Genomic DNA, 14,470 nt, shown 5'->3' with positions numbered 1-14,470 from the left:
TGGGTTTGCGGCGGCGATGGCGATACCATACTGCCATTCTGATGAACCGAGTCGTAACGTAGTGGAAACCCCGCAGAACACCGCCGCGCCGTCCGAGCAGGGCACGGCCTCGTCCCGTCCGCCGTCCGGCGGCTTCACGTCCACCCGCTTCGTGCTCGTCGAGCCCAGCCATCCCGGCAATGTCGGGGCGGCCGCCCGCGCACTGAAAACGATGGGCTTCTCGCGCCTCGTGCTGGTCGCGCCGCGCGTGCCGCACGTGCAGAGCGACCCCGAGGCGATCGCGATGGCCAGCGGCGCGGACGACGTCCTCGCATCGGCGCACGTCGTGCCGACGCTCGGCGACGCGCTGTCCGGCGTGCACTGGTCGGTCGCGCTCACCGCGCGCACGCGCGAATACGGGCCGCCGCGCCTGGCGCCGCGTGCGGCCGCCACGCAGGCGTGTACGCAGGTCGGCATGGGCGACATCGCGCTCGTGTTCGGCAACGAGCGCACGGGCCTGGCGAACGAACATGTCGAGCAGTGCAGCGCGCTTGCCCATATCCCGGCGAATCCGGCCTACAGTTCGCTGAACCTCGCGCAGGCCGTGCAGGTGCTCGCGTACGAGCTGCGCGTCGCGTTTCTCGAGCAGGCGAGCGAGCCGTCGCCACAATCGTCGGCCGAGGTCGGCACCCTGGCGCAGAGCGACGAGATCGAGCGGATGTACGTGCACCTCGAGAACGCGCTGATCTCGCTCGAGTTCCTCGATCCGCGCAACCCGAAGAAACTGATGCCGCGGCTGCGGCGCCTGTTCGCGCGCACTGGCCTCGAGCGCGAGGAGGTCAACATCCTGCGCGGCGTCGCGAAGCACATCCTGCTGAAATCGGGCAAGCCCGACGCCGACGCGTAAGCGGCCGGCGCACCGGCAACCGCGTGCCCGGGCGTGTCGCGCCGGCGGGGTTGCGTTGCGTCTGCCGCCGGGCGCCTCGCCCGGCCCGCTCCGTCTGGCCGCGCCTTCCGCGCACGCCGCAACCGCGGGCATGCCGTCCGAATACCCGCGCCGTCGGCGGGGTGAACGTGCGACCTCGTGCGGCCGCGCGCGACTCGCCCTACAATCGCCGGACGTCATAAGCATATGACCCGGCGCGATAACGGCCGGCCATCGCCGGCGGTGCGCGCCGGCCTTTTCCCGACCCGATCATGTTCACGAGACTGCGCGAAGACGTTGCAACCATTCGCGAGCGGGATCCCGCCGCTCGCAGTGCCTGGGAGGTGCTGACCTGTTATCCCGGGCTGCATGCGCTCGTGCTGCACCGTGTCGCGCATGCGTGCTGGCGTGCGAAGCGCTACTGGCTCGCGCGGGTGGCGTCGCAGGCCGGACGGTTCCTGACGGGCATCGAGATTCACCCCGGCGCGACGATCGGCCGGCGCGTGTTCATCGATCACGGCATGGGTGTCGTGATCGGCGAGACGGCGATCGTCGGCGACGACTGCACGATCTATCAGGGCGTGACGCTGGGCGGCACGTCGCTCACGCGCGGCGCGAAGCGCCATCCGACGCTCGAGGCCGGCGTGATCGTCGGCGCCGGCGCGAAGGTGCTCGGCGGCTTCACGGTCGGCGCGGGCGCGAAGATCGGGTCGAACGCGGTTGTCGTGAAGCCGGTGCCGGCCGGCGGCACGGCGGTCGGCAACCCGGCGCGCATCGTGATGCCGGCACAGCCGAAGCCGCAACCCGAACGCACCGCGTTCTTCGCATACGGGATCACGCCGAATGCCGACGATCCGATGTCGCTCGCGATTCATGGCCTGATCGATCACGCGGCGAAGGAAAGCCGCCGCGTCGACGAGATCGTCGCGGCGCTCGAACGTCTCGGCACGCATCTGGAAACGCTGCAGGGTGCCGATGCGGCGCGCCTCGACCTGCGCCGGCTGTCGGCCGTGCTGGAAGGCAAGGCGGTCGAGCGCCAGGCGTAGCGTGATCGCTGCCGCCCGCTGCCGGTCGTGCGACAGGCAGCGGCGTCAGTCGAGCGGCATCGCGTGGATGCCTTCCGCGTCGACGCGCAGGTAGCCGCCGCGCGGCTTGCCGTGGTCGAGATCCCAGTCGGGCAGTACCCAGCGGATGCCGCCCGATTCGGCGTGGCGCGCGGGGCGGTGCGTGTGGCCGTGAATGATCACGCGCGCGCGGCTTTTCCGGAACAGCGCGGCTACGCCTTCACGCGTGACGTCGTAGATCGGTGAAGCAGGGCGCATCCGGCCCGCTTCGCTGTTCGAGCGCATGCGCTGCGCGAGCGCTCGGCGCCAGCGGAACGGCCACGCGAGAAACAGCCATTGCGCGACGCGATTGCGCGCGAACCGGCGGAACAACTGGTAGCCGCGGTCGGCCGTGCATTGCGCATCGCCGTGCGCGAGCACGATGCGCTGGCCGAACGCCATGATCAGCGAAGGGTCGGGCAGCAGCATCGCGCCGGCGGCCTTCATGAAGCGCCGGCCGAGCAGGAAATCGCGGTTGCCGTGCATCACGTAGAGCGCAATGCCGCGCTCGGAGAACGTGTGCATCAGCGCGGCCATGCGGGCGGCGAACGGATCGTCGTCGAGGATGTCGTCGCCGATCCAGTATTCGAACAGGTCGCCGAGGATGAACACCGAATCGGCGCTATCGGCGGTGTACTTCACGAAATGCTCGAACGCGGCGACCGTCTTCGGAATCGCCTCGCTCAGGTGCAGGTCGGAGAGGAACAGGAACGGGCGTGCGGCTTGCGCGTACTCGCGCTCGCCCGGCACGCCCGCGGAGACGCTTCGCGGCGGACTCTCCTGCAACATCGAAGTGCCTCCGTAACCGTGCGTCAGACCACGACGGCCTTTTCGATCACGACGTCGTCGGCCGGCACGTCCTGGTGGAAACCAGCGTTGCCCGTCTTGACGCCCTTGATCTTGTCGACCACGTCCTGGCCTTCGACGACCTTGCCGAACACCGCGTAGCCCCAGCCCTGCGGCGTCGGCGACGAGTGGTTCAGGAAGTCGTTGTCGTTCACGTTGATGAAGAACTGGGCGGTGGCCGAGTGCGGATCGTTCGTGCGCGCCATCGCGACCGTGTAGTTGTCGTTCTTCAGGCCGTTGTTCGCCTCGTTGTCGATCGGCGCATCGGTCGGCTTCTGCTTGAGGCCCGGCTCGAAGCCGCCGCCCTGGATCATGAAGCCGTTGATCACGCGATGGAACACGGTGCCGTCGTAGTGGCCTTTCTTCACATAGTTCAGGAAGTTCTCGACCGTCTTCGGTGCCTTCTCGGCGTCGAGCTCGAGCTTGATCACGCCGTGGTTCGTGTGCAGTTCAACCATGATGAATTCCTTCGGTGAGGCGGTTTAAATGGCACGCGGCCGGTCGTGCGACGCGGCCGCGTGTGGCGCCGGACGTGCCGGCAGGTTCTTACTTCGAGACGATGCTGGCCGATTCGATCACGATCGGTTGCGCGGGTACGTCCTGCATCGGGCCGCGCGAGGTCGTCGCCACGCCTTCGATCTTCTTCACGACGTCGAGGCCCGACACGACCTTGCCGAACACGGCATAGCCGTTGCCGTCCGGGTTCGGATAGTCGAGGCCGCTGTTGTCGACCGTGTTGATGAAGAACTGGGCGGTGGCCGAGTTCGGATCGCTCGTGCGCGCCATCGCGATCGTGCCCGTCAGGTTCTTCAGACCATTGCGGCTTTCCAGCGGGATCGGCGCGCGGGTCGGCTTCTCCTCGAAGTTGGTCTTGTAGCCGCCGCCCTGGATCATGAAGCCCTTGATCACGCGATGGAAGATCGTGCCGTTGTACTGGCCGGCCTTCACGTAATCGAGGAAGTTGGCGACCGACTTCGGCGCCTTCTCCGGGTAGAGCTCGACGCGGATGTCGCCCTGCGAGGTCTTCAGCTGCACGACGGGGTGCGCGGTAGCCGATTGCGCGAACGCGGGCGCGGTCGCGAGAAGGGCGGCGCCGCCAAGCGCCAGCAACAGACGTTTCATTGCGATCCTCAGGTTGGGAGGGAGAAGGGGGCCGCGCCGCTTATTGCGACGGCGCGACGTACGGCGCCGCCAGCGCGCCCGACGGACCGCTGAACTGGAACGTCGGGGACATCGGCAGCGTGGTGGTGCTCACGTTCGCGGCGGCGCGGCCGGAGTAGTCGCGCGTGGCCGGCGCGCTCGCGCCGGTGCTCGGCGCGGCCTTCGGCGGTGCCACGATCTTCTGCAGATCGGCGAGGCGCTGCGCGGTCGCGCCGCTCGTGCGGCCGAGCGATTGCGCACGCTTGTACGATTCGGCCGCGAGGCGCAGGTACAGGTCGCCGAGGTTCTCGTATGCGAGCGCGTAGCCGGGGTTCGATTGCGTCGCCGTGACGAGCGCGGCGCGCGCTTCGTCGTAGCGGCCATGCTTCGCGTAGAGCGCCGCGAGGTTGTTGTACGGCTCGGGCAGTTCGGGATACGCCTGCGTGATGGCGACGAACTGCTGGATCGCGTCGTCGTCACGGTTCAGGCGGGCCAGCACGGTGCCGCGCTTGAACTGCGCCTGCACGTCGTGCGGGTTCGACGCGATGCGCGTGTCGAGCTGTGCGAGCGCCTGCTTCCACTGCTTGCCGGCGATCGAGGCGTCGATCTCCGGCGTGCCGTCGGCGGTGGCCGGGGCCTTCTGCGCGTGCGCCGCGGGGGCCGCGAAAAGCGTCAGCGCGACGCCCATGACGGTGGTCGCAACGAGGGTCGCAGCGCTCTGCGCGCGGCCGCGATGAGGTTTCATAGGCGTAAATCGGAATGTTATACTCCGAGCCATTCTAACAAAACGTCTGCGCGTTCCGGCGAGCGGCAGACAGTCTTTCTTAGCCTCTCGTGGCCGTCACCGCTGTGCTTGCAGCCTGACCGCCCCATGTGATACGAGGACGCTCGGCCTGGTGCCGCAGCAGATGGTCCGTCCGTTTCGCATGCTGGGCGAGCTTCGCCAGGGCGGTTTCCTTCGGCTCACGGTTCATCTCTATGGAATCACTGCGCATCTACAACACGCTCGCGCGTGACAAGCAAGTTTTCGTGCCGCGCCACTCCGGCGAAGTGCGGATGTACGTATGCGGGATCACCGTCTACGACTATTGTCACGTGGGCCACGCGCGCATGCTGGTCGTGTTCGACCTCGTCCAGCGCTGGTTGCGTGCGATCGGCTACCGGGTCACGTATGTGCGCAACATCACCGACATCGACGACAAGATCATCCGCCGCGCGGTCGAGAACGGCGAGACGATCCGCTCGCTGACCGACCGGTTCATCGGCGCGATGCACGAGGATGAAAGCGCGCTCGGCATCCAGCGGCCCGACATCGAGCCGCGCGCGACGCAGTTCATTCCGCAGATGCTCGGCATGATCGAGACGCTCGAGACGAACGGCTATGCATACCAGGCGGCCGATGGCGACGTCAATTACTCGGTGCGCAAGTTCGCGAACTACGGGAAGCTGTCGGGCAAGTCGCTCGACGATCTCCGTGCGGGCGAGCGCGTGGCCGCGAACGACGCGAAGGAAGATCCGCTCGATTTCGTGTTGTGGAAGCGGGCGAAGCCGGAAGATCCGGAAGGCACGTCGTGGGCGTCGAAGTACGGGATGGGCCGCCCGGGCTGGCACATCGAGTGCTCGGCGATGGGCTGCACGCTGCTCGGCGAACATTTCGACATCCACGGCGGCGGGCAGGATCTGCAATTCCCGCACCACGAGAACGAGATCGCGCAGAGCGAGGGCGCAACGGGCCAGACGTTCGTCAACTACTGGATGCACAACGGCTTCGTGCAGGTCGACAACGAGAAGATGTCGAAATCGCTCGGCAACTTCTTCACGATCCGCGACGTGCTCGAGCGCTACGACGCGGAAGTCGTGCGCTTCTTCATCGTGCGCACGCATTACCGCTCGCCGCTGAACTACAGCGACGTGCATCTCGACGATGCGCGCGCGTCGCTCACGCGCCTCTATACGGCGCTGAAGGACGTCGAGGCCGACGCGCTCGCGCTCGACTGGAACGAGCCGCACGCGCAGCGTTTCGCGGCCGCGATGAACGACGACTTCAATACGCCTGTCGCGGTGGCGACGCTGTTCGAGCTGGCGAGCGAGGTGAATCGCACGCGCGACGCGTCGCTCGCGCGGCAGTTGAAACAGCTGGCGGGCCTGCTCGGCCTGCTGGGCCGCGAGCCGCGCGCGTTCCTGCAGCAGGCGTCCGGCGCCGCGCAGGCGGGCGGGCTCGCTGCCGATGAGATCGAAGCGAGGATCGCCGCGCGCGTCGCGGCGAAACAAGCGAAGGACTATGCCGAAGCGGACCGGATCCGGGCGGAACTGCTCGAGGCCGGCGTCGCACTTGAAGACAAACCGGGCGGATCGACCGAATGGCGTCGTGTATGAGCGCGGCGCGTTCCACTGACCGATCCGTCAGGTAGGAGGCAAGATGGCAACGGCCAGAAAAGCGCCGGTCAGGCGCGCGACCCCTGTCGCCGCGCGTCCGGCAGCCAAGCGCGTGCCGGCGGCGAAGTCGGACGCAACACGCGCCGCGCCGAACGGCGCGCTCAACGGTCACGCGCAGCCGGCGGTCGTGCTGCCGGCCGCCGACGCGGCCCGCAAGACCCGTGTGTCCGAAGCGGACGGCGAAGAGGTGGTCGTACGCCCGGCCTACTGGGACAAGGCGTGTGCCGATCTCGTCAAGCGCGACCGGATCCTGAAGAAGCTGATTCCGAAGTTCGGTCCCGCCCATCTCGTGAAGCGCGGCGACCCGTTCGTCACGCTCGCGCGCTCGGTCGTCGGCCAGCAGATTTCGGTGCCGTCCGCCCAGTCGCTGTGGGCGCGCATCGGGGACGCCTGTCCGAAACTCGCGCCGCAGCCGGTGATCCGGCTCGGCGCGGACAAGTTGATCGCGTGCGGGCTGTCGAAACGCAAGACGGAATATATCCTCGATCTCGCGCAGCATTTCGTGTCGGGCGCGCTGCACGTCGACAAGTGGACGTCGATGGACGACGAGGACGTGATCGAGGAGCTCACGCAGATCCGCGGCATCAGCCGCTGGACGGCCGAGATGTTCCTGATCTTCAACCTGTCGCGGCCAGACGTGCTGCCGCTCGACGACCCGGGCCTGATCCGCGCGATCAGCGTCAATTACTTCAGCGGGGAACCCGTCACGCGCAGCGAGGCGCGCGAGGTTGCGGCCAACTGGGAGCCGTGGCGCACCGTCGCGACCTGGTACATGTGGCGCAGCCTCGATGCGGCTGACGCCGACGCCTGAGCTGTGGCTATCGGGTTTTAAACATCAATAGTTGAGAGTCGGTTTTGAGCGTCGCCCGCGCGGGTAGAATACGCGCTGCCGCAAGACCCAAGGATTCGAACACATGAAGACCACGTTTCTGGATTTCGAACAGCCGATCGCCGAACTCGAGGCCAAGATCGAAGAGCTGCGATTCGTGCAGGACGACTCGGCTGTCGACATTTCGGAAGAAATCGAGCGGCTGTCGAAGAAAAGCCAGCAACTGACGAAAGATCTCTACGCGAACCTGTCGCCGTGGCAGGTTTCGCAGATCGCGCGGCATCCGCAGCGTCCGTACACGCTCGATTACGTCGCGGAACTGTTCACCGATTTTCACGAGCTGCATGGCGACCGCGCGTTCGCGGACGATCTGTCGATCGTCGGCGGTCTCGCCCGTTTCGGCGGCCATCCGTGCATGGTGATCGGTCACCAGAAGGGCCGCGACACGAAGGAGCGTGCTGCGCGCAACTTCGGGATGCCGCGTCCGGAAGGCTATCGCAAGGCCGAACGCCTGATGCGTCTCGCCGAGAAGTTCGGGCTGCCGATCTTCACGTTCGTCGATACGCCGGGCGCCTATCCGGGCATCGGCGCGGAAGAGCGCGGCCAGTCGGAAGCGATCGGCCGCAACCTGTACGTGATGGCCGAGCTGAAGACGCCGATCATCACGACGGTGATCGGCGAGGGCGGTTCGGGCGGCGCGCTCGCGGTCGCGGTGGCCGACACCGTGATGATGCTGCAGTTCTCGACCTACTCGGTGATTTCGCCGGAAGGCTGCGCATCGATCCTGTGGAAGAGCGCCGCGAAGGCGCCTGAAGCGGCGGAAGCGCTGGGCCTGACCGCGCACCGCCTGAAGGCGCTCGGCCTGATCGACAAGATCATCAACGAGCCGCTCGGCGGCGCGCATCGCGATCCGAAGGGCATGGCCGCGCTGCTGCGCCGTGCGCTTGCCGATTCGCTGCGCCAGTTCCAGGGCATGAGCATCGATGCGCTGCGCGAGCGCCGTTTCGAGCGCCTGATGGCCTACGGCAAGTTCAAGGAAACCACGCCGGGCGCATGACCGCCCGCGTGTTCAATTCGCGCGCCGCAGTGCGCGCGTCCATATCGTGATCCCGCCGACCGAATACTCCGCCGACCGCGTCGTCCTCGACGCGGTCGGCGTTGCGCTTTCCGGCGTGCCGCCCGAAGCGCGCATCGCGATCGCGTACAGCGGCGGCCTCGATTCGACGGTGCTGCTCGACGCTACCGTGCGTGCGGCGGGTGCGTCGCGCTGTGTCGCGCTGCACGTGCATCACGGGCTGAGTGCGAACGCCGACGCATGGGCCGCGCATGCCGAAGCAGAGGCCGCGCGACTCGGGGTTGAATTCGAGTCGATGCGCGTCGACGTGCCGCGCGACAGCGGCCTCGGTATCGAGGCGACCGCCCGCGAGCGGCGCTACGCGGCGCTCGACGCGATGTGCGAGCGCCGCGGCGCGGCCACGCTGTGGCTCGCGCAGCATGCGGACGACCAGGCCGAAACCGTGCTGCTGCAGTTGCTGCGCGGCGCCGGTGTCGCGGGGCTTGCCGCCATGGCGCCGCGCTATCGTCCCGACGGCGTGGACGTCGAGCGCGTGCGTCCGTTGCTGCAACTGCTGCGCGCGCAACTCGAGCGCTATGCGGCGCAGCACGCGCTTGCATGGATCGACGACGAATCGAACGGCGACACCCGCTACGCGCGCAACGCGCTGCGCATCGACGTGCTGCCGGCGCTGGCCGTGCATTTCCCGGGCTTTCGCGACGCACTCGGCCGCGCGGCCCAGCATGCGGCCGCCGCGCAGCGGCTGCTCGACGATCTGGCGGAACTGGATTTCGCGGTAGCCGCCCGTGACGACGGACACGCGTTGTCGCGCGACGCGCTGGTCGCGTTCGACGACACGCGCGGCGCGAACCTGTTGCGCTTCTGGATGCGCCGGCTCGGTTTGCCGGGTGCATCGGCCGCCCGGCTCGCCAACATGATGCGGCAACTGCGCGCCGCGCACGACGCGCATGCGCTGCGCGTCGATCACGCGGGTCAATGCCTGCGGCTCTATCGCGACGTCGTTTACTGGGAAGCGGGCGACAGCTGCGAACCGGCCGATGACGGCACGGGCGCCCCGCGCCCGGAAGCGGGGCTGGCGTGGGCCGGACAGGAAGTCTGGCATTTGCCGGGATGGCGCGGCACGTACGTGTTCGCGCCGGCCGAGGCGGGAGGCGCCGGCGCGGTGCCGGAGGCGCTGCTGCGCGGTGCGCGACTGGCGGCGCGCGCCCGCGCGGGCGGCGAGCGGATGCGCACGTCGCCGGGCGGGCCGAGCCGCACGCTGAAGAACCTGTTCCAGGAGCGCGGCGTGCCGGCGTGGCAGCGTGACGTGCCGCTGCTGTTCGCGGGCGACCGGTTGATCTACGTGCCGCGCCTCGGCATGAATCGCGACGTCGACCTGCCCGGCGACGGGGCGTCCGGCGGCGCGTGGCGCCGGATCGAGTGGCGTCCCGACCTGCTGGTCGCATAGCGGCCTGGCCGCTTCCGGCGGCGCGATGGCGCGCCGGTTTTCACCATTTGGTAAACGGCGCCGGAACGGCCGCAGGCATGGCGGGCGGCTTGTCAAGCGGGCCTCTATCGGGTACGCTCGGTCGTTTGCTCGGCTCGATTTTTGAGCGATTTGTGCAGGTTTTCCGCGTGACGTACCCGGTTTGCGCGGCCTGATCGGCCTTCCGGGCAAATTCCGTCACGCTTGCGTGTTGCGTTCCAGCCGTTTCCCTCGTCGTCCGTCCACAGCCACAAGCCGCGTGACCGAACGGCTACGCGGCCTGCCCAGCGCGCCCGTGCGGTTTCTCCTCCAGTTCAGAACGACAATGGCACTCATCGTACACAAATACGGCGGCACTTCGATGGGCTCGGTCGAGCGCATCAAGAACGTCGCGAAACGCGTCGCAAAATGGCATCAGGCCGGGCACCAGATGGTGGTCGTGCCGTCCGCGATGTCCGGCGAAACCAACCGTCTGCTCGGTCTCGCAAAAGAGATTTCGAGCCAGCCGAGCCCGCGCGAGCTCGACATGATCGCGTCGACCGGCGAACAGGTCAGCGTCGGCCTGCTGTCGATCGCGCTGCAGGAAATCGGCGTCGAGGCCGTGAGCTACGCCGGCTGGCAAGTACCGATCAAGACCGACAGCGCATTTACGAAGGCGCGCATTCACTCGATCGACGACGAGCGCGTGAAGGCCGATCTGAATGCCGGCAAGGTCGTGATCATCACGGGCTTCCAGGGCGTCGATCCGGACGGTCACATCACGACGCTCGGCCGTGGCGGCTCGGACACGTCGGCGGTGGCGGTCGCGGCTGCGCTGGGTGCCGAAGAGTGCCTGATCTATACGGATGTCGACGGCGTCTACACGACCGATCCGCGGGTGGTCGAAGAGGCGCGGCGCCTCGATCGCGTGACGTTCGAGGAGATGCTGGAAATGGCCAGCCTCGGCTCGAAGGTCCTGCAGATCCGCTCGGTCGAATTCGCCGGCAAATACCAGGTGAAGACGCGCGTGCTGTCGAGCCTGACCGATCCGCTGATTGCGCTCGACGAAGAAATGCGCTCGGGCACCCTGATTACTTTTGAAGAAGACGAGACCATGGAAAAGGCAGTCATTTCCGGCATCGCGTTCCAGCGCGACGAAGCACGCATTGCTGTGATGGGCGTGCCCGACAAGCCGGGCATCGCGTATCAGATCCTCGGTCCGGTCGCCGACGCGAACGTCGACGTCGACATGATCATCCAGAACCAGAGCGTCGAAGGCAAGACCGACTTCACGTTCACGGTCGGCCGTGGCGACTACCAGAAGGCGATGGACATCCTCACCAACCAGGTGAAGGGTCACGTGAACGCCGAGCAGGTGCAGGGCGATCCGAAGGTGTCGAAGGTGTCGGTCGTCGGCGTCGGCATGCGTTCGCACGTGGGCGTCGCGAGCAAGATGTTCCGCACGCTGTCGGAAGAGGGCATCAACATCCAGATGATCTCGACGTCCGAAATCAAGATTTCGGTGCTGATCGACGAGAAATACATGGAACTGGCCGTCCGCGCGTTGCACAAGGCATTCGAACTCGACCAGGCATGATGAAATTTTCGTGATGCGTTGAGAAAAATGCATCACGGAAATTGACTTGCGGTTCGAAACCCTATATTATTTCGTTCTCGTCGCACTGCCTCCCTGGTGCGAGCGAAAGTTTGGGAGACGTGGCCGAGAGGTCGAAGGCACTCCCCTGCTAAGGGAGCATCTGGGCCAAAACCTGGATCGAGGGTTCGAATCCCTCCGTCTCCGCCAAAAGCGGTGACAAAGCCCCGCAAGTTCTCGGACTTGTGGGGCTTTTCTTTTCCGGTGCGCAAAGCACGTTGCGGCCAGGCCAGCGTCGATGGCCGGACCTGACGCAGGCCGCCGACCCGTGCAGCCGAACATTACATGGACGGATTGGCGCCGGGCGATCCGGCGATCGCCTTACTTTTTCCGTTCGGCGCAATTCACCGTCCCAGCCGGCATCGTGCAATGTCGATGCGCTCAGGGTTCGCTCGAGTCATCGGTGCCCGCAGCGGGGTAGGGGAGGCATCGACGATGCCATGCCTGCCGGACGCCGAACGAATGCATGGGGCATCCGCACCGGCGGCATCGGATCGTCAAAATGAAATGAAAATGAAAGTATTGATGTAAGGTTCAGGCGGTACAGAATCAGCGTGAAATGACATATCAGTCGCCATGCTCTGCCCCTTTACAGGGTGTGCAGACGCCAAAATTGCGGCGCTGCGTCGATTCGCGTCATGTGCCGCCTCGCACGGGGCAAAAATTTACGTATATAAATCAGTACTCTAGGCTCGCGTTAAAAATTGCAGGTCTGCTGCGCTGCAAAAAATAATCAATCGCTTTATGCTGGTTAACCCGATCGCGTTTGAGCGGCGTCAAGTTTTCCAGTGATGCCACTTTACATTTTGCCAACATTGGCGATTCACGAAATCTATCTGTCGATTCGATTTCGTCCCCATCGTCCCGCCTGTCCCCGATGCAGTGCGTGACATCATCAAGGCCTTGTTGACATGCATGATTTCCCGTTCCTGAGCCTGGCCATCTGGGCTCCGATCCTGTTTGGCGCGTGCCTGCTGCGCGCCGGTTCCGACCGTCATCCACGTCGAACGCGACTGATCGCGCTCGTCGGCGCGCTGGTGGGGCTCGCGGCCGTCGTCCCGCTGGTCACCGGTTTCGATGTGCATTCGGGGGCGATGCAGTTCGTGGAAAACCGCGACTGGCTGGCGGCGTTCGGTTCCGGATGGCGGGTCGGCATCGACGGCGCGTCGCTGTGGCTCGTCGTGCTGACCGCGTTCACGACGCTCGTGGTGGTGGTCGCGTCGTGGGAGTCGGTCACGGTTCGCGTCGCGCAGTACTACGCGTCGTTCCTGATCCTGTCGGGGCTGATGGTCGGCGTGTTCGTCGCGCAGGACGGGTTGCTGTTCTTCATCTTCTTCGAGGCGACGCTGATCCCGCTGTACCTGCTGATCGGTACGTGGGGGCGGGAGCGTCGCGTCTACGCGGCCGTGAAGTTCTTCTTCATCTCGTTCGCCGGCTCGCTGCTGCTGCTGATGGCGATCCTGTACCTGTACGCACAGTCGCATACGTTCGACATGGCCGTGTGGCACACGCTGCAGCTCGGCTTCGCGCCGCAGTTGCTGGTATTCCTCGGTTTCTTCGCCGCGTTCGCGGTCAAGGTGCCGATGTGGCCGGTCCACACCTGGTTGAGCGACGTCTATACGGACGGCCCGACCGGCGCCGCGCTGATGCTCGCGATGCTCAAGCTCGGCGGCTACGGGTTCCTGCGCTTCGCGCTGCCCATCACGCCCGATGCGAGCCACTTCTTCGCGCCGGCCGTGATCGCGCTGTCGCTGTTCGCGATCGTCTATGCGAGCCTGATCGCGCTCGCGCAGACCGATCTCGGCAAGCTGCTCGCGTATTCGACGGTCGCGCACATGGGGATCGTCACGCTCGGGCTGTTCCTGTTCAACCGCATCGGCGTCGAAGGCGCGATCGTGCAGCTCGTGTCGTACGGCTTCGTCGCCGGCGCAATGCTGTTGTGCGTGAACGTGCTCGTCGATCGCACAAAGCAGCGCGAGATCGCCGCATACGGCGGCGTGGCGGGCGTGATGCCGCGTTTCGCGACCTTCACGGTGCTGTTCGCGATGGCCAACGTGGGCCTGCCGGGCACGTCGGGGTTCGTCGGTGAATTCATGGTCATCATGGGCGCGATTCGTTTCAACTTCTGGATCGGCGCGATCGCGGCGCTGACGCTGATTCTCAGCGCGTCGTACACGCTGTGGATGCTCAAGCGCGTCGTGTTCGGCAAGGTCGACAGCCAGCGGATCGCGAAGCTCGCCGACCTGAATCGTCGCGAAATCGTCATGTTCGCGTCGCTCGCGCTGATCGTGCTGGCGGTCGGCATCTACCCGAAGCCGTTCACCGACGCGATCGACCCGACCGTCGGCAAGCTGATCCAGGAAGCCAGCCATTCGAAGGTGCCGGCAGGGGACGGCCCGGCGCAGGCGCTGCCGTCGTACATGGCGTCGACGCGTGACTGATCGCGGCAAGCCGCGCGTGCCGGCCGCATCGCATGGCGCGATGCGGTCGTTGCGCGCGCATCGATTGGGGGCCGGCGCGAATCGCGCGGGCCCCGCGTGTGACTGCGTGAAATTGCCCCGCGACAATGTGTCTCACCGCAGATTCTGCAATGATGATTTGCCGCATCCGCCGGTTTTTCATCGTACTCGCGCGACGTATGATTCGGCCACTTTCGTGGATCGAATGCGCATCGGGCATACGCAAACGGATTCAATGACCCTCGGGCGGTGTAATGAAAAGAAGAGCTTCAAGAGGCTGGTCGGCGCTGATGTCAATCGGCACGGCTTTGAGCCTGTCAGGTTGTAATTTAGATGTACTAAATCCGAAAGGAAGCGTGGGTGCCGCCGAAAAGGCGCTGATCGCGACGTCCACGTGGGCGATGCTGGTCGTCGTCGTGCCGGTGATCCTGCTCACGCTGTGGTTCGCGTGGCGTTATCGCGCATCGAACCGCAATGCAACCTACGCGCCGAACTGGTCGCACTCGACCGCGATCGAGGTCGTGATCTGGACGGTGCCGACGCTCATCATCCTGTTCCTCGGCGTGCTCACGTGGAAGAC

Annotated in this window: 13 protein-coding genes, 1 tRNA gene and 1 pseudogene; 11 read left to right on the top strand and 4 right to left on the bottom strand. The window is 66.0% G+C overall.

Features of this window, described 5'->3' with window-relative positions:
* Nucleotides 1-61: 61 nt before the first annotated feature.
* Together GQ57_RS16650 and cysE are read left to right on the top strand one after the other, a co-directional pair.
* Nucleotides 62-886 carry an RNA methyltransferase gene (locus tag GQ57_RS16650; protein ID WP_031399428.1) on the top strand — a complete coding sequence of 275 codons (825 nt, stop codon included), beginning with the start codon at nucleotides 62-64 and terminating at the stop codon, nucleotides 884-886.
* A gap of 290 nt (nucleotides 887-1,176) precedes the next feature.
* Nucleotides 1,177-1,950 (top strand): serine O-acetyltransferase, encoded by a 774-nt coding sequence (gene cysE / locus GQ57_RS16645; RefSeq protein WP_034198454.1) that lies wholly within the window; start codon nucleotides 1,177-1,179, stop codon nucleotides 1,948-1,950.
* 45 nt (nucleotides 1,951-1,995) lie between these two features.
* Here the strand turns inward: cysE and GQ57_RS16640 are convergent, their stop codons facing one another.
* The 4 genes from GQ57_RS16640 to GQ57_RS16625 all read right to left on the bottom strand — a co-directional run bounded on the left by GQ57_RS16640 (nucleotide 1,996) and on the right by GQ57_RS16625 (nucleotide 4,738).
* On the bottom strand, nucleotides 1,996-2,796 hold the full coding sequence (locus GQ57_RS16640) for a UDP-2,3-diacylglucosamine diphosphatase (RefSeq protein ID WP_034198453.1): 801 nt from the start codon (nucleotides 2,794-2,796) through the stop codon (nucleotides 1,996-1,998).
* A 23-nt stretch (nucleotides 2,797-2,819) separates the two neighbouring features.
* The gene (locus GQ57_RS16635; RefSeq protein ID WP_027784822.1) at nucleotides 2,820-3,311 is read right to left on the bottom strand and encodes a peptidylprolyl isomerase; all 492 of its coding nucleotides are present in this window, start codon (nucleotides 3,309-3,311) and stop codon (nucleotides 2,820-2,822) included.
* Nucleotides 3,312-3,399: 88 nt separating this feature from the next.
* Nucleotides 3,400-3,975: a peptidylprolyl isomerase gene (locus tag GQ57_RS16630; protein WP_031399425.1), complete on the bottom strand. Its 576-nt coding sequence runs from the start codon at nucleotides 3,973-3,975 to the stop codon at nucleotides 3,400-3,402.
* Between the two features lie 40 nt (nucleotides 3,976-4,015).
* On the bottom strand, nucleotides 4,016-4,738 hold the full coding sequence (locus GQ57_RS16625) for a tetratricopeptide repeat protein (protein WP_031399424.1): 723 nt from the start codon (nucleotides 4,736-4,738) through the stop codon (nucleotides 4,016-4,018).
* 233 nt (nucleotides 4,739-4,971) lie between these two features.
* Between GQ57_RS16625 and cysS the strand changes: the two genes are divergently transcribed.
* The 9 genes and pseudogenes from cysS to GQ57_RS16585 all read left to right on the top strand — a co-directional run.
* Complete coding sequence (cysS, locus tag GQ57_RS16620) at nucleotides 4,972-6,369, top strand: cysteine--tRNA ligase (protein ID WP_031399423.1); 1,398 nt, start codon at nucleotides 4,972-4,974, stop codon at nucleotides 6,367-6,369.
* 43 nt (nucleotides 6,370-6,412) lie between these two features.
* The gene (locus GQ57_RS16615) at nucleotides 6,413-7,240 is read left to right on the top strand and encodes a DNA-3-methyladenine glycosylase family protein (RefSeq protein ID WP_031399422.1); all 828 of its coding nucleotides are present in this window, start codon (nucleotides 6,413-6,415) and stop codon (nucleotides 7,238-7,240) included.
* 103 nt (nucleotides 7,241-7,343) lie between these two features.
* Nucleotides 7,344-8,315: an acetyl-CoA carboxylase carboxyltransferase subunit alpha gene (locus GQ57_RS16610; protein WP_031399421.1), complete on the top strand. Its 972-nt coding sequence runs from the start codon at nucleotides 7,344-7,346 to the stop codon at nucleotides 8,313-8,315.
* A gap of 46 nt (nucleotides 8,316-8,361) precedes the next feature.
* Complete coding sequence (gene tilS, locus GQ57_RS16605; protein WP_034198452.1) at nucleotides 8,362-9,780, top strand: tRNA lysidine(34) synthetase TilS; 1,419 nt, start codon at nucleotides 8,362-8,364, stop codon at nucleotides 9,778-9,780.
* 343 nt (nucleotides 9,781-10,123) lie between these two features.
* The gene (locus GQ57_RS16600; protein ID WP_031399419.1) at nucleotides 10,124-11,374 is read left to right on the top strand and encodes an aspartate kinase; all 1,251 of its coding nucleotides are present in this window, start codon (nucleotides 10,124-10,126) and stop codon (nucleotides 11,372-11,374) included.
* Between the two features lie 113 nt (nucleotides 11,375-11,487).
* Nucleotides 11,488-11,581: transfer RNA gene (locus tag GQ57_RS16595), tRNA-Ser, on the top strand.
* A 135-nt stretch (nucleotides 11,582-11,716) separates the two neighbouring features.
* Entirely contained in the window at nucleotides 11,717-11,962 is a 246-nt protein-coding gene (locus tag GQ57_RS41760) for a hypothetical protein (protein ID WP_152603277.1), read from the top strand.
* A 380-nt stretch (nucleotides 11,963-12,342) separates the two neighbouring features.
* Nucleotides 12,343-13,872 carry a complex I subunit 4 family protein gene (locus tag GQ57_RS16590; RefSeq protein WP_034198451.1) on the top strand — a complete coding sequence of 510 codons (1,530 nt, stop codon included), beginning with the start codon at nucleotides 12,343-12,345 and terminating at the stop codon, nucleotides 13,870-13,872.
* 272 nt (nucleotides 13,873-14,144) lie between these two features.
* A pseudogene (locus tag GQ57_RS16585) lies at nucleotides 14,145-14,470 on the top strand (cytochrome ubiquinol oxidase subunit II); the annotation flags it as partial.

The organism is Burkholderia sp. MSh2 (assembly GCF_000731655.1).
Taxonomy (GTDB): domain Bacteria; phylum Pseudomonadota; class Gammaproteobacteria; order Burkholderiales; family Burkholderiaceae; genus Burkholderia; species Burkholderia paludis.
Note: the sequence above shows the minus strand (reverse complement) of the source record. Positions and strands in the feature narration are given on the sequence as shown.

What these genes read in the sequence shown, in the direction of transcription:
- GQ57_RS16615 (WP_031399422.1), top strand. Translation starts at nt 6,413, where the DNA reads ATGGCAACGGCCAGAAAAGCGCCGGTCAGGCGCGCGACCCCTGTCGCC.
- GQ57_RS16640 (WP_034198453.1), bottom strand. Translation starts at nt 2,796, where the DNA reads ATGTTGCAGGAGAGTCCGCCGCGAAGCGTCTCCGCGGGCGTGCCGGGC.
- GQ57_RS16600 (WP_031399419.1), top strand. Translation starts at nt 10,124, where the DNA reads ATGGCACTCATCGTACACAAATACGGCGGCACTTCGATGGGCTCGGTC.
- GQ57_RS16590 (WP_034198451.1), top strand. Translation starts at nt 12,343, where the DNA reads ATGCATGATTTCCCGTTCCTGAGCCTGGCCATCTGGGCTCCGATCCTG.
- cysE (WP_034198454.1), top strand. Translation starts at nt 1,177, where the DNA reads ATGTTCACGAGACTGCGCGAAGACGTTGCAACCATTCGCGAGCGGGAT.
- cysS (WP_031399423.1), top strand. Translation starts at nt 4,972, where the DNA reads ATGGAATCACTGCGCATCTACAACACGCTCGCGCGTGACAAGCAAGTT.
- GQ57_RS16635 (WP_027784822.1), bottom strand. Translation starts at nt 3,311, where the DNA reads ATGGTTGAACTGCACACGAACCACGGCGTGATCAAGCTCGAGCTCGAC.
- GQ57_RS16610 (WP_031399421.1), top strand. Translation starts at nt 7,344, where the DNA reads ATGAAGACCACGTTTCTGGATTTCGAACAGCCGATCGCCGAACTCGAG.
- GQ57_RS41760 (WP_152603277.1), top strand. Translation starts at nt 11,717, where the DNA reads ATGGACGGATTGGCGCCGGGCGATCCGGCGATCGCCTTACTTTTTCCG.
- GQ57_RS16630 (WP_031399425.1), bottom strand. Translation starts at nt 3,975, where the DNA reads ATGAAACGTCTGTTGCTGGCGCTTGGCGGCGCCGCCCTTCTCGCGACC.
- GQ57_RS16625 (WP_031399424.1), bottom strand. Translation starts at nt 4,738, where the DNA reads ATGAAACCTCATCGCGGCCGCGCGCAGAGCGCTGCGACCCTCGTTGCG.